Consider the following 20,096-nt stretch of genomic DNA (forward strand, 5'->3'; position numbering starts at 1 on the left):
ACGTGTGCTGTTATGAGATGGATAATTTGGAGTTTAGTAGCATCGATATTGTTTTTCAATAATCCACTTTTTGCACAAACAAGTACTTTTGTTCCGAATTTCAATACTCAATTTAAAGTAAATGGCAATGCCTCAGTTACTACGCCAACTAACAGAATTACGTTAACCCCTAATTTAGGAAGTCAGTCGGGTTCTGCTTTTTCGAAAATTCAAGTTGATTTTGCCTTTGATTTTTCCATCAACCTCACTTGGTTTATGGGGGCTAGTGACACGGGAGCTGACGGCACAGGATTTGTGTTTCATAATGATCCGAGAAAAGAAAATACAATAGGAGGGGGCGGTGGAAGTATCGGTTTGGATGGGATTGTAAATTCCATTATGTACAAATTCGATACCTATTATAATGGTGGCACGGAACCGAACTGTACTGCAAGTGGTGATTTTTGGGCATTCGGAACTGGAACTGGTCCAACTTGGACTACGCAAACCTGTTTCGCTACTAACATTGAGAATAATGCCACTCATGCGTGTATTATCAACTGGAATGCGACTACCAAAGTGCTAACGATGTCGTGGAATGGAACTACCTTAGATACACGGACTTTATCTAATATTAGTACTTTGCTGGGTGGCACTACCAAGGCTTATTTTGGATTTACCGGTGCTACCGGCGCCCTAACTAATTTGCAGCAAGTTACTGTCAATAGCATAACAGGTAATTTTGCTTCTATCATTAGGTTAGATGATGATGAATCCACTTTACCAGTTTCAACAGGGGGGTATAGGGCGGTCACAGGTTTAAATTTATCTACGAGAATTTGCGATGCCGATGCTGTAGGTGCCAGCTTTGCAGATTTTTCAAGCGGACAGAGAGTCACAGCAATCGTTACCATACCATCAGCATTATCTTCAGAAAGCTTTTCGGTTAGCGGTTTGCCCTCTGGAGTAACTTCAACGATCACCACAGTATCTGGCAATAGGGTAATTACATTAGCTAACATTGCTTCAACCGCTGATATTGGCAATGCAATTAATGCGGTAAGATATACAATCGCTTCTATGGCCGATATCGCCACCTTGAACTATAGCCGAACTTTAACGGTTCAATTATCAGATATTTTTGGAAATTCGAACACAGCAAATGTTGAACTAAGCATGTTGGCGCCGGGAGGTATTGCTAATGGGTATCTGGGTTGGTATAGGGGCGATAATGCAAGCAACACGGCTTCTTCTTGGAAGGAACAAAATTCTACTAATAATGCTACAGTAGATATTGGAACACCAACACTGAATACTAACGGTGCTGATTTGCTGAACTTCAATGGTACCTACACGATGAACACTGCCATTATGAATTTGCCTGTGGCGTTAAATGTTGGTGGCAACGGCCAGCCTTATAGCTTCTTCGGTGTGGCAAAGCAAAAGGGAACGTCGAATGCGAGGGTGTTTAGTTCCGAAATCAGTAATAACTTCTTTGGGTACTATTCGGGCTTGGAGAATGCGCTTTACATTAATGGAACGCCTAATTTCAGTAGCAATGGTTCAAATGGAGTGATTGCGGCAACTACCAATTTAAATCAATTTTCGCTCAACCGTACCGCCGCAGAAGTGGTGGCGCAAAGGAAAAATGGTGTACAGGTAAATTCAAATAATACGAGTAACGATGCCTCCTGGAGAATTAGCTTAGGTGGATATGGTTCTGGAAATAATGAAACCTCAAACGTGATTATTGGAGAATTTATCACCTATAACACAGATAATAGCAGTAATTATAATGTGATAGAATCTTATTTAGCTACCAAGTATGGCATTTCCAGAAATGATGGAACGGGTGTCAACTACATTGCTAGTAATAATAGCACAGTTTATTGGGATATTTCAACTAACAATGGTTTCAATAATGATATTTTTGGTGTTGGTAGAGATGATTTGACATTATTGCATCAAAGAATTTCTACTTCTGCAAATACAGATGATTTTCTCATTATATCTACAGATAATAATTTTAGTACGAGCAACACTTCAGCCAATCACACAGATATTGCGCAGAACCTTAGTTTTTTGATGGTTGGTAATGATAACGGTAGCAGTAACATTCAATTTACTGATTTAGAAAGTAACATTTACAATGGTAGGATTGGTAGAGAGTGGAAAGTACAGGCAACCAACTTTTCACAAGCAGTTAATTTAGAATTTACGGGCTGGGGTACTAACAGCAATCGTACGGTATATTTGTTAAAGAAAAATGGTAATCCCGATTTTAGTTCTGGGACTACACAGGTAGGCGCTTTGGATGCTAATGGCCGCATTGCGGGAGTTGTATTTAATAATAATGATTATTTCACCTTGGCAACTGTCCAGTTAGCGCCTGGCGGGGTATTAAATGGACTAAGTTTGTGGTATAGGGCTGATGCCGGTACCAGCACAACTACCCATGGAGCTACCGTAAGTAGCTGGCAAAACCAGTTTAACGGAGCAAGCGCAACAGCAACTGCCACCCCTACCTATCAATCAAGCGCCGCTACATTGGCCAATTTTAATCCTACAATTTTTTTTGATAGCAGTGCAGCAGGTGAAAGATTTAATGTTGGAGGGACTGTTCCAACTGAACCTAATTCAAGCATGTTTGTAGTGGGAAGACCAGGATTGAAATCAATATCCACAGGTGGCGTTAGAACCGTGTTTCGCTCAAATGTCGGCGACTTAGATCACCCGATGGTGATAAATACCAACGATTTTCTTACGTTTTACGATCGTCAGCCATCCAACACGCTTAGGGCTTCAACCATGAGTTGGAACGAGGGCGAACTTGCCTTAGTCAATGGTTTTATACCTTCCGGCAGTAGCACTGTGCAATATGCTAAAAATGGATCATCAACCGTTTCAACTGCAACTTCTACGATCGATCCAACAGGTCAGTATAATCAAATTGGCGGTGATGGATCCAGTACCAGACCATTTGGTTATTTGGCAGATGCGATTGTCTATAATATTAACAGTCTTTCAGCTGCAGAAATAAATAGGGTCAACGCTTATTTAGCCCTTAAATATGGTATTTCTTTAAATGATGGCACAGGTGCAAACTATACCGCCGGCGACGGAACAACTATTTTTTGGAACAGTTCCAATAATAGCGGGTATAATAATGATGTGTTTGGAATAGGACGGGACGACAGGAGTAACCTTCAGCAAAAGCAGTCTATTTCCACTAATCAAACTACTGCTGATATACCAATCACTATTTATTTGGGCGATTACAGTACAGGTAGTTTTCCAGCTACGAATGCGAACAACAGCAATTCTTTTTCGGCAGATAATAGTTTTTTAATGGTGGGAAACGACAACGCTAGCATTAGTACCTTTGTGCGTAATAGCGAGACACCAAAGAGAACCATCTATAAGTTGCCTAGAGAATGGAAAATTCAAGAAACTGGTACAATAGAAACGGTTACTATGGTAGTACCGGTTTCTTCGCTCACTAGTACCGGTTTACCCTCAACACTAAGACAAAACTATACTTTTTTAGTTAGCAATAGTAACGATTTTAGTGATGCCAATGTTTATCCAATGGCTAAGATTGGAACTAATTACATTGTTACGGTACAACTTACTGACGGGCAATTTTTTAGCTTTGGTTATGGAGAAAATACACCTTTTATGCGACATGGAAAATCTGTAAAAAAGGGAGAAAAAAATCCACTAAAATTTTAAAAAGCTTTTTTGACCGAAGAAATGCTTCGCGGTTTTAAACATGAATTTCAAGTTTTAACGGGAGTTCTTTAATGATGTCTATATCTTTTAGATGTGATGTCTGGTTTAAGCTTAATTTTTTTTTCTGTAACGCCTTGATAGTTAAAAGAAATTGTTCTACTTTTGCAGTCCCTTAATGTGGGCTAGTTATCAGCTGCTAACATCAAGGAAATTAAATAAATAATAGAAACAAAAAGCAAGAAATGCCAACCATTCAACAATTAGTTAGAAAAGGTAGAGTAGCACTGGAGTTTAAGAGTAAATCTCCAGCGTTGGACAGCTGTCCACAGCGAAGAGGCGTATGTACACGTGTATATACCACTACCCCTAAGAAACCAAACTCTGCAATGCGTAAAGTTGCCCGTGTACGTTTAACCAATGGAAAAGAGGTGAATGCCTACATTCCAGGTGAAGGTCACAACTTACAAGAGCACTCAATCGTGTTAATCCGTGGTGGTCGTGTTAAAGATTTACCAGGTGTACGTTACCACATCATCCGTGGTGCATTAGATACATCAGGTGTAGCTGGTCGTAACCAACGTCGTAGTAAATATGGTACTAAGCGCCCTAAACCAGGACAGGCAGCTGCAGCACCAGCAAAAGGTAAAAAGAAATAATTTAGGAGGACATTAGAAATGAGAAAAGCAAAACCAAAGAAGAGAATTATTCTTCCTGATCCTAAATTCAACGATGTTCAGGTTACAAGATTTGTAAACAACATGATGTTTGATGGTAAAAAATCTATCGCTTATACAATTTTTTATGATGCTGTTGAATTGGCAGAGAAAAAATCAGGCGAGAACGGTTTAGAAATCTTCAAACGTGCATTAGCAAATATCAGCCCTGCTGTAGAGGTTAAATCTCGTCGTGTGGGTGGTGCAAACTTCCAAGTACCTACAGAAGTACGTCCAGAGCGTAAAACTGCTTTAGGTATGAAATGGTTAATCAACTACTCGCGTAAGCGTGGTGAAAAAACCATGAAAGAAAAATTAGCTGGCGAAATGGTTGCAGCGGCTAAAGGTGAAGGTGCAGCAGTTAAGAAAAAAGAAGATACGCATAAAATGGCTGAGGCTAACAAAGCGTTCTCTCACTTCAGATTCTAAAAAGAAAATAACTAATTAGCTAATTCTCGGATTAGCTAATTAGCTAATAAAAAAAAGATGTCAAGAGATTTAAAATACACAAGAAATATTGGTATCGCTGCCCACATCGATGCTGGTAAAACAACTACTACTGAGCGTATTCTTTATTACGCTGGTGTAAACCACAAAATTGGTGAGGTACACGAAGGTGCATCTACCATGGACTGGATGGTACAAGAGGCGGAGCGTGGTATAACCATCACTTCTGCTGCTACTACTGTTTTCTGGAACTACCGTGGTGAGAAATACCAAGTAAACGTTATCGATACCCCTGGACACGTGGATTTTACCGTAGAGGTAAACCGTTCATTACGTGTACTAGATGGTTTAGTGTTCTTGTTTTCGGCAGTTGATGGTGTTGAGCCTCAATCGGAAACTAACTGGAGACTAGCAGATAACTATGGTGTGCCTCGTATTGGTTTCGTTAACAAAATGGACCGTTCAGGTGCTGACTTCTTAAAAGTTGTTAAGCAAGTTAAAGATATGTTAGGTTCTGATGCTGTTGCTTTGCAATTGCCAATCGGATCTGAAGATGCTTTTAAAGGTGTAGTTGACTTAATCAACAACCGTGGTATTGTTTGGAATGAGCATGATAAAGGTATGACTTTTACCGAAGTGCCAATTCCTGATGATATGGTAGAAGAGGTAGCAATGTACCGTGAAAAATTATTAGAAGCTGTAGCTGGTTATGACGAGTCGTTAATGGAGAAATTCTTCGACGATCCTAACTCATTAACTGAGCGTGAAATTTTGAACGCTTTACGTGCTGCAGTATTAGATAACTCAATTGTACCAATGGTGTGTGGTTCATCTTTCAAAAACAAAGGTGTACAAACCATGTTGGACTTAGTAATGGAGTTATTGCCATCACCATTAGATTCTGAAGGTGTTAAAGGTACTGATCCACGTACTGATGCTGAAATTTCTCGTAAACCAGATGTAAATGAGCCATTTGCAGCTTTAGGTTTTAAAATTGCAACTGACCCATTTGTAGGCCGTTTATGCTTTATCCGTGCTTACTCTGGTAAATTAGATGCTGGTTCTTACGTATTGAATACTCGTTCAGGAAACAAAGAGCGTATTTCTCGTATCTTCCAAATGCACGCCAACAAACAAAATCCTATTCCTTTTATCGAGGCTGGTGATATTGGTGCGGTAGTTGGTTTTAAAGATATCAAAACTGGTGATACGCTTTGCGATGAGAAACACCCAATTGTTTTGGAATCTATGACTTTCCCTGAGCCAGTAATTGGTTTAGCAATTGAGCCAAAAACTCAAGCTGACGTAGATAAATTAGGTATTGCTTTAGGTAAATTAGCTGAAGAAGATCCGACTTTTAGAGTAGAGACTGATCAAGAAACTGGTCAAACTGTAATCTCAGGTATGGGTGAGCTTCACTTAGATATCTTGATTGACCGTTTGAGACGTGAATTTAAAGTAGAAGTTAACCAAGGTGCTCCTCAAGTAGCTTACAAAGAGGCTATCACTGGTACAACTCAACACAGAGAGGTTTACAAAAAACAATCAGGTGGTCGTGGTAAATTTGCGGATATCCAAGTGGTTATCTCTCCAATTGACGCTGATTACGAAAAAGGTGGTTTACAGTTCGTAAACGAAATTGTTGGTGGTGCTATTCCTCGTGAATTCATCCCTTCAGTAGAAAAAGGTTTTGCTTCGGCAATGTCTAACGGTGTGTTAGCTGGCTATCCAATCAACGATTTCAAAGTTCGTTTAATTGATGGTTCATTCCACGCGGTTGACTCTGATGCATTATCATTCGAACTTGCTGCTCGTATGGCGTTCCGTACTGCATTGCCTAAATGTTCTCCAGTATTAATGGAGCCTATCATGAAGGTTGAAGTATTAACTCCTGAAGAAAACATGGGTGACGTAATGGGTGACTTGAACCGTCGTCGTGGTCAACTTCAAGGTATGGATACTCGTAACGGTGCTCAAGTAATCAAAGCATTGGTTCCACTTTCAGAAATGTTTGGTTATGTAACTCAGTTACGCACCATCACTTCAGGTCGTGCAACTTCAACAATGGAATTTGATCACTATGAAGCAGCACCTAGAGGTGTTCAAGATGAGATCATCGCTAAGTCAAAAGGTAGACTTAAATCTGAAGACTAGTGATTAGATATTAGTAGTTGGTATTTAGAGGGTCAGCTTTTAGCTTGTACATTATCTAAATACTAACATCTAAATACTATTAAAATAAACCCGCCTTTAGTTATAAATAGCTCTAACTATCGGTTTAATTAAATAACAAAATGAGCCAAAGAATTAGAATCAAATTAAAATCTTACGATTATAACTTGGTAGATAAATCTGCTGAGAAAATCGTAAAAACTGTAAAGCCTACAGGCGCAGTAGTTAGCGGACCTATTCCGTTGCCAACAGAGAAAAAAGTTTTCACTGTATTGCGTTCACCACACGTAAACAAAAAAGCTCGTGAGCAGTTCCAATTATGTGCTTATAAACGTCTTTTAGATATTTATAGCTCAAATTCAAAAACTGTTGATGCTTTAATGAAACTAGAATTGCCTAGCGGTGTTGAAGTAGAAATCAAAGTTTAATGATTTTAATACAGCAATAAAAAACCCCGAAGACTTGTTCTTCGGGGTTTTTTATTTTAAGTCAAAAGTCAAAAGTCAAAAGTTGAAATTCAAAGTTAAAAGTCGAAAGTGAGGGTGGTTTGTCATTTCATCATCTAATCATTCTCTCATTCACTCCTTCACCCATTCTCCTTCAAAAAGCATTTCTCCTAAAGTTTAATTTTAAGGTAAGTTTTAAAGTAATCACCCATTACTTCGGCAAATGCCTTAGCAAATGCGGGTCTTCCCTCTGCATCGCGTACACCTTTATAATTACTTTCTATCTGCCATCCAAATACATTTGGGTACTGAATAGAGGTGTAACGACGAGTGTTATAACCTCCGTTAAAGTACTTATCTTCTTCTAGCGGTGCCTTATCTTGTTTAGACGGAACAGCATTGAATCCTTCGTTTGCAATTAAGGTTCCAAAAGCGTTTGCACCTATTAACAATTGTTCAATATCTAAGCTCTTATCATTTGCCAAAGCATTAGCAACCGAAGACTTCGATGCCACCTTTAGATTTTTTTTATCTAAATCTCTTAATTCATCGGCAGAAATGGTATAGCCTAGCTCCAAGCGTTGTTTGGTGTGCCCATGTCCGTGTAAGTCGATATAAATTGCCTTTCCGAATTTCTTAGTTGCCAGGGCCACAGCAGTATCAATGTAATTATGAAATTGATTCCAAGGTTTTTCCATTGCTTTATTTCCGCAGGTGCCTTCCTCGATTTCTCTATTTTGATCAACGTTTTTTCTGGATAAATTACAGATGATGATGTAAGGCCTTGCATTATATTTAGCAAGAAATGCTTTTTCGATTTCTTTCACAAGTTCAATCGTTCTGGTATCGGTAACAGTTACAGCGCCTTTACAATCTCTAGTCCCTACATCAGGTAAGTTAATGGCTCCTCCGTGAGGTACGCTAATCACCAAAGGTAAATCGCCAACCACAAATTCGGTCCATTTTTCTTCATCGGTGTAAGTTTTTCCTACTTCCCATTTTTGTGCAAATGCGAAAACGGAAATTAAAATTAGAGATAGAGTGAGTTTGATAAATTTCATTGTTTTAGTATTATTTAAGTTTTTTTAATAGCGCTTTTGATATAGACGCCATAGGCGATCATAAGTACCGAAATATTTTAACAATTACTTTAGTGTAGGCATTTGCTCCTTTAATGCATAAAAATTTCATATAAAAAAGGTCCTCTTCGTATTGGTGGCAGTCTATCCTATAGTTTTGAGCCAAAAAACCGCTTTGCTCAAGAAGAAAACAAAAAGATAAACTAACAAATGATATGAAAAAACTTTACGTATTGCTCATTTTCTTTTCATTACTGGTAGGTGCTGATGCTGCTGCGCAAACGATCAGATATGTTAAAGTTGGAGGCACAGGAAGCGGAGCTACTTGGGCAACTGCTTCCGGAGATTTGCAGGCAACGATCAATGCTGCCGCTGCCGGCGATGAGATCTGGGTGGCTGCAGGAACGCATAAACCTAATCGACGGGCTGATGCCACTGGTACAATTACCGCTAACGATAGATATAATTCCTTTGTATTGAAAAAAGATGTAGCAATATATGGCGGCTTTGCAGGTACCGAAACTTCCCGCTTTCAAAGGAATGTTACTACAAACGTTACAATTTTAAGTGGAAACATTGGTGATGAAGCAATTGACACCGATAATGCCTATCACGTAGTAATTGCTTCGGGAGATTTAGGAGCGGCTAAGCTAGATGGTTTTACGGTAACTAAAGGCTATAGTAGCGGTACTGGAACCGGCAATTCAGTCACTGTAAACGGTAATGCTATTCCTCCAAGTAGGTCGCCAGGTATTATTAATTACTACAGTAGCGCAGCTTACGAAAATTTAATCATTAGAGATAACATTAACGCTTCAACCGATCAAAGCGCAGGAGCAACATATATCTTTTATGGCTCGCCAACCTATACCAAAGTAAAGTTCATCAATAATAAAGCTACTGGAGGAAGTGGAGGCGCAATTTTTATATTTAGCGCTGTAGCTACGCCTTCTATTCCAATATTTAACGAAGTAGAGTTTATAGGAAATGAAGCAAATTCAGGCGGGGCAATTGCAGTTTCCACTGCTGGAGCGCCGGTATTTACCAAATGTATTTTTGATGGTAACAAATCATTATCCACTACTGCAGGAGCAGTTTTAATGAATTCCGCATCGGCCAGTGCAACTTTTACGGATTGTAATTTTAGCAACAATAATGCGCTTACCAATGGTGGCGGAATCAGTAATGCACTAGGTACCGTAGTTAACGTTACCAATTGTACTTTTAGAAATAATATCGCTGGTGGTAGCGGAGGCGGAATTTACTTTACTACAGGTACTTTGAATTTAACAGGATCGACTTTTTCTGCTAACAAAGCCACCTCTGCTGCGGGTGTTTATTTAGGTACAAGTACTTTGGTATCAACAATAAGTGAAGTATCTTTTTTAAATAATGAAGCAAGTACAACGGCTGGAGGCTTGTATCTTAATGCCAATAGCCCACAAATGCTTAACGTTAAATTTATAGGCAATAAGGCTGCGACTAGCGGTGGTGCTATTTATCTTTTTGGCGTAACGGGCAATTTGGCGAGCCCTGTATTAATCAATAATCTTTTCTATAACAACGAATCCAATACTAACTCTGGTGGTGGGGCAGGTATATATGTATCTACCAGCGCTGCACCTATAATTCACAATGCAACTTTCTTTGCAAATAAGGCAGTTTCCAGAGGTGGTGCTATATATGTATCGTCAACAGGTTCAGCAACAGTTTATAATAGTATATCTTACAAAAATGTGGCTGGAGAAGTGCCAACCGCAGATTTTTATACCGCTACTGCTGCTAACTTAGTGGTGAAAGCAACCTTAACGGAATCTTATGGCACCAATGGTGCTGATGGCAATTTAGTTGGTCAAGATCCAGTATTTGAAAGCGAAGATCCAAACAATGCCAAATTTCTGTATCTACAAGACTTTAGCCCGGCAATTGATGCGGGTCAAAAATCATTTCTGCCATCGGGAGTTAACGTTGATTTAGCTGGTAAAGTGCGCATTAACAATTTAATTTTAGATATGGGTGCCTTTGAATTTGGAGGTGCCGCACCCGTTCCGCCGTTACAAGTTTCTATTGACGAAAATTTGGCCAATGGTTCATTTGTAGCTAAGCCGGTAACTACACTTACTGGCGTTATAACCAACTGGACTATAGTTAGCGGAAATTTTAATGATGCATTTGCCATAAATTCAACTACAGGAAACATTACGGTGGCAAAAAGTACTGAGCTAGATTATGAAAAGATAAAGTCTTTCACTTTAACGATAAAGGTTTTTAACAATGCGGGCGGTGATCAGGTTTTAAGAGTAATCATTTCTTTAAATAACTTAATGGAAGATCCCCTAGCTCCAATAATAGCTAATGTAAAAAATGGTGTGTTAACAAGCTTTAGACCAAGGTTAAGTGGCGTTGCCGAACCCTTGAGCGTTATTACAATTTATGTAGATGATAAAGCACATAACGTAACGGCTTTTTCTAATGATAAGGGGGAGTGGGTGTACAATTTTACCGATGAGTTATCTGCAGGAGCGCATACTTTCTACGTAATTGCCAACAACAGCCTAGGTACAAGTAATGCAAGTCCAAAAACTGGTGCTGTTTTACGCCTTTACAGTGGAGAAGTTGTAGCTACAAACATATTAACTCCAAATGGTGATGGCAAAAACGATTTCTGGACTGTAACTGATTTACAAGTTATGTATCCGAAAAATGAAGTGATAGTGTACGATAAGACCGGTAAAGTAGTTTTTAGGAAAGCAAACTATCAAAATGATTGGGATGGAAGTTTTAATGGGGCAACTTTAAATTCCGGAACATACTATTATGAAATCAACATTGGAGCTGGACTTAAACCGGTTAAAGGAACAATTACCATATTAACAGGAAGATAAAAGTAACGACTAGCTGAAACAACAAATTTTGTTTAACCAAACAACAATGAAAAAAAATAATATCATCTCTTATATTACACTTACAGTTGTGTTTTTTTTGGCAACGTCAAAGCTGTATGCGCAGGTAAATCCTCCGTTGTCAATGTATTACCTTAATGAATATCTCTATAATCCGGCAATTGCGGGAAAAAAACAAGGGCTGAATATTGGTGCGTTTTATAAAAATAATTTAACTGGAAGCAACGGGCAAACGGTAGCAAATACATTGACCTTAGACTATGGAACAGGTAAAAGTGGATTTGGTTTAACCGTAAATACTGATAAGGATGGAGTTCTGAATGTCAATAAGTTTGCCGCTACTTACGCTTATAATTTAAAGACTTCAGCTAATGGAAATTTGAGGTTTGGTTTGTCTGCCGGGGTAACCTCCTTAAAAATTGATATGGCTGATGTGATTGGAGATTTGGATGATCCAATTCCTACGCAATTTAACGATCAGGGTTATGTGTTCGATGGTGATTTAGGAGTGAATTACGCAACAGATAAGTTGAATTTAAGCGTTGTTGCACCTAATTTACGCAGTTTAATTTATACAGAAAATGTAAATGATGGCTACAACTACACCACTTTTTATGCTGCTGCCGCCTATCAGGTAACCGATGGTACTATTAAACTAACGCCGAAGGCAATGTACAGAGGGATGAAAGGATACGATGGTGTTTTAGATGTAGGGCTAAATGCTCAACTTTTAAATGATAAATTTAATATTTTGGCGTTTTATCACACTAGTAACAATGTTTCGTTTGGTCTTGGGTTTGATATTCTTGCTAAATATCAATTACAGGCTTCCTATTCTTTGCCGATTAACAGTAACCTGCAAAAATATACCTATGGAAATGTAGAATTGGGAATAAAAATTAATCTATATAAATAAGCGACTCAATTTACGGCCTCACATTGTGAGGCCGTTTATGTTTTGAGCTTTTTTTTAGCAATTGCATTGTAATGCACTTGCTTTTTGCGTTTTAGTAGGAATATTTTTAAAAAAATAAGTTGTAATATTTTGTAGAGTAAAAGATGATTGCTAATTTTAGTTAACCTAAACCACAAACTAACTAATCTGCTATTTCTTAGCTAGGTTAGAAGATATTATTTTAATGGCATTATACGATTTAACAGCGGAAAAGCTATTGCTTAAAGAAATTTCAGATGGAAATTCCTTGGCATTTAATAAAATGTTCTGCCTCTACAGGGGTAAAATACTTGCTTTTGTTGATTCGCTTGTTCACAGTAAAGCAGATGCCGAGGAAATAGTTCAAGAAACATTTCTGGTAATTTGGCAAAATAGAGATAAGTTGCTTTCGATAGAGCATCCACGTAATTATATCTACACCATTGCCCGCAACAAAACATACGATTATTTGGCAAAAATCAGTCGTACCGAGAAAACCATTAATAATGCTTGGATCAATACATCCACTTCTTTAAATAATATTGACGATCAAATTAATTTAAAGGAAAGCACATTTTTAATAAATAAGGTTTTACAAACGCTATCTCTACAAAAACAAGAAATATTTCAGATGAGTCGTGCTCAACACATGAGCCATGAAGAAATAGCGCAAGCTGTGGGGCTATCCAAAAGCCGAGTTAAGAATGTAATCGTAGAAGTTTTAAAGCATCTTAAGTATCACATTGCCAAACATCATATTTCTGTTTCCTTGTTATTGCTGCTAAATTATTTCCTTTAGCATCTCCGTTGTGGGCAAATTGGTCTTCGGTATCTACGAAGATCATCTAGCTAACAGAGGCAGTCTTCAAAGAAAAAATAAAAAAGTTGGTTAAAAAACGGTCCGTTGTGCAGACTAGCCAGTCTATATAGCATCAACAAACCCTAAACCAACAATTCATGAAAAAACTCTACTTTTTATTTCTAATTGTATTTGGCTCTCTAACAACATTTGCGCAAACTGTACGCTATGTTAAACCGGTGACGACTGGTACTGGTGATGGCTCAAGTTGGGCTAACGCTACTGCAGATTTGCAAGCGATGATTAATGCATCTTCTTCGGGAGATCAGGTGTGGGTGGCCGCGGGAACTTACAAGCCAACCGAAAAGTTACAAGCGATTACTTATGTGGCTAGTCCAGGGGTAGGTGATCCAACAACTGATAGGGATAAGGCTTTTATTTTAAAAGGCGGAGTTAAAATTTACGGAGGATTTTCCGGTTCTGAAACTATTTTAAGTCAACGTAATTTTTTAGTCAATACCACTATTCTAAGCGGCGATTTGAACAATGACAATACCGCATCTGATGGAGATTGCTACCATGTTGTTAGCTCTAGAAATAGTGCTGATGATGCTGAGTTAGATGGATTTACCATTCAACACGGTTATGCTAATGGAACTGCTGCTGTAAGTGCTAATGGAACTACGGGTACCAGTTCAACTACTGTTGCACAAAATGTAGGTGGTGGTATAGCTGTTAGAGGTACAAATAATGCAATCAAATGGTCAAACTTAATTATCAAAGACAATCAATCTTTTGATTCTGGCGGTGGTGCATATTTAAGGGTGTCGGGTACGGACGTAGTTTTTGAGTTTACCAATGTATCTTTTGTAAACAATAAAACTTTTGGCGAAGGTGGTGGATTATTCGTGTACGATTCATTGGATCAACCTATACTAAGATTAGATAAAGTTTCATTTATTTCGAATGCCACTACATCTACATTAACAGGTACTAATGATGGTGTTGGTGGCGGTGGCTTATGTATTTACGGGGCTACATCAACAAGCTTCCTGCGTTTCGAGATAAAAAACACTGTATTTTATGATAACGCTTCGGCAAGGACCACGGCGGGTGGAGCGGCAATATATATTGGTTCGTATAGCAACGGTTCTGTAGTTAACTGCACGTTCTACAAAAATTTAGCTGCTGGTACGTACGGAGCCATTGGTTTTAATAACGGCTCGTCCACTACTTTTAAACTATACAATAATATTTTCAATCAAAACTCAACTGACATTAGAAGTGGTACAGCTGCAATACAAGACCTGAAATTTAATTTGTTTCAAAATAGTTTTACAACTTCAGGTAGCCGTACAGTTAGCAATAATATCACCAATTCATCTCCAAGCAGTTTATTTGCAAGTACTGTATCAACTGATGCGGATTTCTTAAAATTAGCGGCTGGAACTAGTGTCGCATTAGATGCAGGTGATAATTCTTTGTCAACTTCATTAACAGATTTACTTGGCAACCCACGTATACGAAATACCAAAATTGATTTAGGTGCCTATGAATTCCAACTAGGTAACTATCCGCTGCCAGTGGAGTTTTCTACATTTACGGCTGTAAAGCAAAATAATACTGCGGTACTTGCTTGGAAAACAGCAAGTGAACGCAACAGCAGCAAATTCGTCATAGAAAGAGGATCGACAGTAAACAATTTCAAATTTTTGAAAGAAGTGTCGGCAGCAGGCAACAGTAATTCTCCGTTAAGCTATGCTGTGACTGATTTTTCACCGTTGTCGGGAATTAATTACTACCGCTTGGTGCAGTATGATAAAGATGGAACATCGGAAGTTTTAAGCATGCAAAGCTTAAGATTTGATCTAACTACAACTGTAAAGGTATATCCAAATCCGGCGGTTGAATACGTTAGTGTGGCTTCATCCTCTGCCGATGGCGTAGTTTCTTTAAATCTAATATCTTTGACGGGTAAAACTGTACTGACCAATAATTACGCTCAAACAACTACGCAAGTAAGTGTACAACTCAATTTAGCCAATGTTCCAAAAGGTGCCTACATTTTATGGATTAACAAAGGTAAGATAAGTGAAGAAAAGCAAACATTATTGGTCGTGAAATAATTAACGACAATAAATGTATAAATGAACAATCAAGAACATCAGATGACACTAGGAACAAATGACAGATTAGCGGAACTTTTCCAAAAATATGTAGACAAAAGCATCACCGAGGAAGAGCATGCCGAGTTATTTGTTTACATACGAAATCCAGAAACTAAAGAGCAAGTTTTAGCTTTTTTGGATGAGCATAATAAAAAAGTACAATCTGATGCGCTTGTACACGAAATAGATTGGGATGGTATGTATGCAAATATTACCAACCCAAAAAAGTTGGGTGGTCGTGAGCGTAAACCAATTTGGAAATACGGCGCTGCGGCCGCCATTTTACTTGTAGCTAGTTTGACCATTTATTTTGCTTCCAATCATTCTACACAAAAATCGGCTCCGCTTGCCTACCATAATGATATTTTACCTGGTAGTGAGAAGGCGGTATTAACACTTTCTGATGGTTCAGAAATAGTATTGGATAATACCGCAGATGGAAAATTGGCCACTCAAGGCGGAATTTCGATTGAAAAAGATGCAAATGGTCAGATAGTTTATTTGGTTGATGGTAAATCAACAGAAGATCAACCGAAAATCAACACCCTATCTACACCAGCGGGAGGAAAGTTTAGTGTAGTACTATCTGATGGTAGTAAGGTTTGGTTAAATGCAAGTTCATCTATAAAGTTTCCTGCCGCTTTCGTTGGTGATACAAGGCGAGTAGAAATAAAAGGAGAGGCTTATTTTGAAATTGCTAAGGATAAGAGCAAGCCATTTTACGTGAAGAGCGGCAACTCTGAAGTTAAAGTGCTTGGAACGCATTTTAATGTAATGGCTTATCCGGATGAATACCGATCTGAGCTTACATTACTTGAGGGATCGGTACAATTCACTAAAAATGGTCAATCGCAGTTGCTAAAACCAGGCAAACAAATTATTTATACCGAGGCCGAGCCTGAAACGAGGCAGCAAGAGGCTAACATTGAAGAAGTAATGGCTTGGAAAAATGACCTGTTTGTTTTCAACAACACCAGCATTGATGAAATTATGAAGGAGTTAATGAGATGGTACGATGTTAAAATTAAATACGAAGGAGAGAAGCCGGATATATCTTTTACTGGTGTAATACCTAGAAATACGAATGTTTCAAAGGTTTTAAAAACACTAGAACTTACTGGAGATGTAGTTTTTGGAATTGAAAACAATGTAATTACCTGCGAGAAGAAGATGAGAAAATAATGATAAGAAGCAAAAAAGCTTTTCTCGGCGGCAACCGAGAAAAGCGAAAAAAGGCTTAAATAAAACAATAATAAACGAAACCACTATTTATTCAAAACCCTTATATACAAATGTATGAAAGAAAAAATACATTGTAGATTGTCGCATACTATTTTTAGTATCGATTTTTCGACCAAACAAAAACAACTATTTAAAAAAGCTTTACTGGTTATGAGAATCATTGCAGTAATCGTATTTGTTTTTAGCTTACACGTAAGTGCCAACACATTAGCACAAAATGTAAGTCTTAAGAAGCAAAACATTACTTTAAAAGAGATGTTCAAGGAGCTGAGAAATCAAACTAACTATTATTTCATTTATAATAGTAAAGAAGTTTCGGATGAAAAAAGGGTGTCTGCTAACTTTTCCAATACGCCTATCGACGTGGTTTTATCTTCGGTGCTCAAAGGTATGTCCTTAAGTTACACTATCGAGGATAAGATTATTTCTGTTAAACCGCTAGATAATAGTCATGATTTGGCTCTAAATGCTACGCAGGTAAGGCAAGATAGGGCAATTTCAGGTAAGGTTACCGATGCGGAGGATGGTTCGCCGCTATTTGGCGTATCAGTTAGGGTTAAAGGTGCAACTACTGGCGCTGTTACCAACGTAGAAGGTAACTTTGCAATTAATGTTAAAGCAAGCGAAAAAGTTTTGGTGTTCAGTTCCATCGGATATGTAACCAAAGAAGTTCCCTTAACAGCATTAGTTAAATATGAGGTAACGCTAGCCAAGGACAGCAAACAGCTGGATGAAGTTGTAATCGCTTTTGGTACTACCACCCGTAACGAACTTACTAACTCCGTTACAAAAATTTCTGCAAAAGACATTGAGCAGCGTCCAATCAGTAACCTAAATTCAGCAATTGTGGGTGCGTCTCCAGGTGTACAAACAACCGCTGGTAGTGGGCAGCCAGGCGAAGGACCTGATATCAGAATCAGGGGCTTTGGTTCAATCACTGGTGATAATAACCCGCTTTACGTACTGGACGGTGCCCCTTATGAAGGAGTAATCAGTAACATTAACCCAGAGGATATTGATAATATCTCGATATTAAAAGATGCCTCTGCAACTGCACTGTACGGAGCTAGAGCGGCTAATGGCGTAGTATTAATTACTACCAAGAAGGGAAATACCAATGGCAAAACTACTATCACGGCTAAACTTACCCAGGCTTTCTCGCAACGCGGCTTACCTAATTACGAAACGTTAGATGCCTATCAATACTTTCCAATTGTATGGGAAGCATTGCGAAATGGAACATCTGGAACACCCGCCGCTGCAACTGCAGGTTTAAAAAGTTATGTAGGATGGAATCCATTCAACGTTGCTGATGATGAAATAGTGTTGCAAAATGGGCAACTTAACCCCAATGCTAAGTTGCTTTACCCTGATGATGTACGTTTTAGAGAGGAACTCCAACGTTTAGGAATGAGATCGGATATGTCTATTTCGCTTAGTGGTGGTTCCGCAAAAACGGATCACTACATTTCGCTTAACTATTTGGATGAAAACGGTTATGTGATTGGGTCTGATTTCAAGCGTTTCTCAGGCAGGTTGCGTGTAAATTCTACACCTAGAGATTGGCTAAAGTTTGGCTTGAATTTGTTCGGTACATATACCAAATCTGATCAAGCTAATGAGAGTAGCGGGATCAATGAAAATCCATTTTATATCGATTTAATTTTAGCGCCTATTTATCCAGTATTTAAGCATGACCCAGTTACTGGAGCTTATGTTTTAGACAATAAAGGAAATAAAATTTACGATCCGGGAGACTACAGGCCACTTTTTACAGGGAGAAATGTAGTGTACGAAACGTTGTATAACGTAAACCAAGTAAGAAGAAACTCGCTAAACGGCGTTGCTAACGTTGAAGCTAAATTTTGGAAAGATTTTAAATTCTCATCCAATTTCAGTTTTACGTTAGGTAACTATAGAAACAACGTATACGATAACAGCGTGATGGGCGATGCAGTAGGCGTGGGAAGAACAACCAGAACCAACAGCATCACTACCTATCTAAACTTCAACCAACTTTTAACTTGGAGTAAAACCATCAACCAGCATAAAATCAGTGTGCTTGTTGGGCATGAGAATTACCTGAATTATTATGATTATTTATCGGGTTCTCGTAGAAGTGAAGGAATTGCCGGCTTGCCAGTGTTGGATAACATGACCACCACTACAGCTTTAGGTTCATACGATAGAGATTATAAAACAGAAGGATATTTGTCAAAAGTAGATTACAGCTACAGAGGTAAATACTTATTATCCGGATCTTTTAGAAGAGATGGTACCTCTAGGTTTTCGCCTATAAGCAGATGGGGTAATTTCTGGTCGCTTAGTGCTGCCTATAACATCGATAGGGAGCCTTTTTTCAAAGTTAAATGGGTAGATGCGTTAAAACTAAGAGCTTCTTATGGCCAAGTGGGTAACGATAGAACGGGTAGCTATTTCACCTACCAGCGTTTATATACCCTAAATTACAATAATGGTACAGAACCAGGAGCCCTATACACACAAGCTGGAAATAATAACTTGGTTTGGGAATCCAATCAAAATGCTGATGTTGCAGTAGAATTTTCTGTGCTAAAAAATAGACTTGGAGGTACTGTAGAAGCATTCCGTCGCCAATCAAGCAATTTATTATTTGCAGTAACATTACCATTAACATCTGGTTTGCTTACATACAATGACAATTTCGGTACCATGAAAAATGAAGGGATCGAAGTACAGTTGAATGGTATCCCGTTGAAAACTAAAAGGTTTAAATGGAGCATAGATGTAAATTGGAGTACGTTCAGAAATAAGATACTTTCGCTGCCTCCGTCATATGAAGGAAGAGTGAGCGGAACGAAAAAATATGAAACCGGTAAATCGCTCTACGAATTTTGGTTGAGAGATTGGGATTCGGTAAATCCAGAAACAGGAGCAAATCAATACAGAAAAGCAGATGGTACCTTAACTACCACATTAGCCGATGCCACTTATTATTACGCTGGCAGCGCCATACCAGATTTTTTTGGTAGCGTAAACAATGGGTTCAGTTATAAGAGCTGGTCGTTAAATGTATTATTTATTTATCAAGTAGGAGGTTATACTTTTGATAATGATTATCGCTCACTAATGTTCAGGGGCGGTACCACTACAAACGGTAGAGCCTTGCACGTAGATATGTTAAAGCGCTGGCAAAAACCAGGCGATGTAACTGACATACCTGTATTAAGCACCTCGTCATCTATATCCGATACAGATCGATGGCTAACAAAATCTGACTACTTGAACTTGCGCACAGTTTCACTAACCTATAATCTCCCTAAAAAAATGTTGTCTAGGTTGAAACTAACTAATGCGAAGGCATTTGTAAACGGCGAGAATTTATTTATCACCTCCGCAAGGAAAGGTATGGATCCTACGCAAACCTACACCGGAGATGCAAAATATACCTACGCTCCTTCACGTATTGTCAGTTTTGGTTTAAACATTACATTATAGTTTGT

At 38.5% G+C, this 20,096-nt stretch carries 12 protein-coding genes; 11 read left to right on the top strand and 1 reads right to left on the bottom strand.

All coding sequences use genetic code 11. From position 1 onward, the window contains the following. Window positions 1-12: 12 nt before the first annotated feature. From ACY2A0_RS11985 to rpsJ, 5 genes are all read left to right on the top strand, one after another. Window positions 13-3,711: a lectin-like domain-containing protein gene (locus ACY2A0_RS11985; protein WP_461789776.1), complete on the top strand. Its 3,699-nt coding sequence runs from the start codon at window positions 13-15 to the stop codon at window positions 3,709-3,711. Between the two features lie 242 nt (window positions 3,712-3,953). Then, the gene (rpsL, locus tag ACY2A0_RS11990) at window positions 3,954-4,367 is read left to right on the top strand and encodes a 30S ribosomal protein S12 (RefSeq protein WP_010599925.1); all 414 of its coding nucleotides are present in this window, start codon (window positions 3,954-3,956) and stop codon (window positions 4,365-4,367) included. Between the two features lie 18 nt (window positions 4,368-4,385). Next, window positions 4,386-4,853, top strand: coding sequence for a 30S ribosomal protein S7 (gene rpsG / locus ACY2A0_RS11995; protein WP_461789777.1), 468 nt, complete (start codon window positions 4,386-4,388; stop codon window positions 4,851-4,853). A gap of 57 nt (window positions 4,854-4,910) precedes the next feature. Next, complete coding sequence (gene fusA / locus ACY2A0_RS12000; RefSeq protein WP_461789778.1) at window positions 4,911-7,025, top strand: elongation factor G; 2,115 nt, start codon at window positions 4,911-4,913, stop codon at window positions 7,023-7,025. A 140-nt stretch (window positions 7,026-7,165) separates the two neighbouring features. Next, window positions 7,166-7,471: a 30S ribosomal protein S10 gene (gene rpsJ / locus ACY2A0_RS12005; protein WP_084237698.1), complete on the top strand. Its 306-nt coding sequence runs from the start codon at window positions 7,166-7,168 to the stop codon at window positions 7,469-7,471. Between the two features lie 188 nt (window positions 7,472-7,659). Here the strand turns inward: rpsJ and ACY2A0_RS12010 are convergent, their stop codons facing one another. Then, entirely contained in the window at window positions 7,660-8,550 is an 891-nt protein-coding gene (locus ACY2A0_RS12010) for a hypothetical protein (protein ID WP_461789779.1), read from the bottom strand. A gap of 233 nt (window positions 8,551-8,783) precedes the next feature. Between ACY2A0_RS12010 and ACY2A0_RS12015 the strand changes: the two genes are divergently transcribed. The 6 genes from ACY2A0_RS12015 (at window position 8,784) to ACY2A0_RS12040 (ending at window position 20,091) form a co-directional block, all read left to right on the top strand. Further along, window positions 8,784-11,453, top strand: a complete 2,670-nt coding sequence (locus ACY2A0_RS12015) for a T9SS type B sorting domain-containing protein (RefSeq protein WP_461789780.1) — start codon at window positions 8,784-8,786, stop codon at window positions 11,451-11,453. A gap of 46 nt (window positions 11,454-11,499) precedes the next feature. Further along, entirely contained in the window at window positions 11,500-12,387 is an 888-nt protein-coding gene (locus ACY2A0_RS12020; protein WP_461791528.1) for a PorP/SprF family type IX secretion system membrane protein, read from the top strand. Between the two features lie 223 nt (window positions 12,388-12,610). Further along, window positions 12,611-13,204 carry an RNA polymerase sigma factor gene (locus tag ACY2A0_RS12025; RefSeq protein ID WP_461789782.1) on the top strand — a complete coding sequence of 198 codons (594 nt, stop codon included), beginning with the start codon at window positions 12,611-12,613 and terminating at the stop codon, window positions 13,202-13,204. Window positions 13,205-13,362: 158 nt separating this feature from the next. Further along, on the top strand, window positions 13,363-15,330 hold the full coding sequence (locus ACY2A0_RS12030; RefSeq protein WP_461789783.1) for a T9SS type A sorting domain-containing protein: 1,968 nt from the start codon (window positions 13,363-13,365) through the stop codon (window positions 15,328-15,330). Between the two features lie 21 nt (window positions 15,331-15,351). Then, window positions 15,352-16,554: a FecR family protein gene (locus ACY2A0_RS12035; protein WP_461789784.1), complete on the top strand. Its 1,203-nt coding sequence runs from the start codon at window positions 15,352-15,354 to the stop codon at window positions 16,552-16,554. A 210-nt stretch (window positions 16,555-16,764) separates the two neighbouring features. Beyond that, window positions 16,765-20,091, top strand: a complete 3,327-nt coding sequence (locus ACY2A0_RS12040; protein WP_461791529.1) for a TonB-dependent receptor — start codon at window positions 16,765-16,767, stop codon at window positions 20,089-20,091. Window positions 20,092-20,096: the final 5 nt, after the last annotated feature.

The sequence above is a fragment of the Pedobacter sp. genome, assembly GCF_965249885.1.
Classification (GTDB): Bacteria; Bacteroidota; Bacteroidia; order Sphingobacteriales; family Sphingobacteriaceae; genus Pedobacter.

Excerpts from the sequence above, each read along its gene's own strand:
- ACY2A0_RS12010 (WP_461789779.1), bottom strand. The coding sequence starts at position 8,550 with ATGAAATTTATCAAACTCACTCTATCTCTAATTTTAATTTCCGTTTTC.
- ACY2A0_RS12020 (WP_461791528.1), top strand. The coding sequence starts at position 11,500 with ATGAAAAAAAATAATATCATCTCTTATATTACACTTACAGTTGTGTTT.
- rpsJ (WP_084237698.1), top strand. The coding sequence starts at position 7,166 with ATGAGCCAAAGAATTAGAATCAAATTAAAATCTTACGATTATAACTTG.
- ACY2A0_RS12035 (WP_461789784.1), top strand. The coding sequence starts at position 15,352 with ATGAACAATCAAGAACATCAGATGACACTAGGAACAAATGACAGATTA.
- ACY2A0_RS12015 (WP_461789780.1), top strand. The coding sequence starts at position 8,784 with ATGAAAAAACTTTACGTATTGCTCATTTTCTTTTCATTACTGGTAGGT.
- fusA (WP_461789778.1), top strand. The coding sequence starts at position 4,911 with ATGTCAAGAGATTTAAAATACACAAGAAATATTGGTATCGCTGCCCAC.
- rpsG (WP_461789777.1), top strand. The coding sequence starts at position 4,386 with ATGAGAAAAGCAAAACCAAAGAAGAGAATTATTCTTCCTGATCCTAAA.
- ACY2A0_RS12040 (WP_461791529.1), top strand. The coding sequence starts at position 16,765 with ATGAGAATCATTGCAGTAATCGTATTTGTTTTTAGCTTACACGTAAGT.
- ACY2A0_RS12025 (WP_461789782.1), top strand. The coding sequence starts at position 12,611 with ATGGCATTATACGATTTAACAGCGGAAAAGCTATTGCTTAAAGAAATT.
- ACY2A0_RS11985 (WP_461789776.1), top strand. The coding sequence starts at position 13 with ATGAGATGGATAATTTGGAGTTTAGTAGCATCGATATTGTTTTTCAAT.
- ACY2A0_RS12030 (WP_461789783.1), top strand. The coding sequence starts at position 13,363 with ATGAAAAAACTCTACTTTTTATTTCTAATTGTATTTGGCTCTCTAACA.
- rpsL (WP_010599925.1), top strand. The coding sequence starts at position 3,954 with ATGCCAACCATTCAACAATTAGTTAGAAAAGGTAGAGTAGCACTGGAG.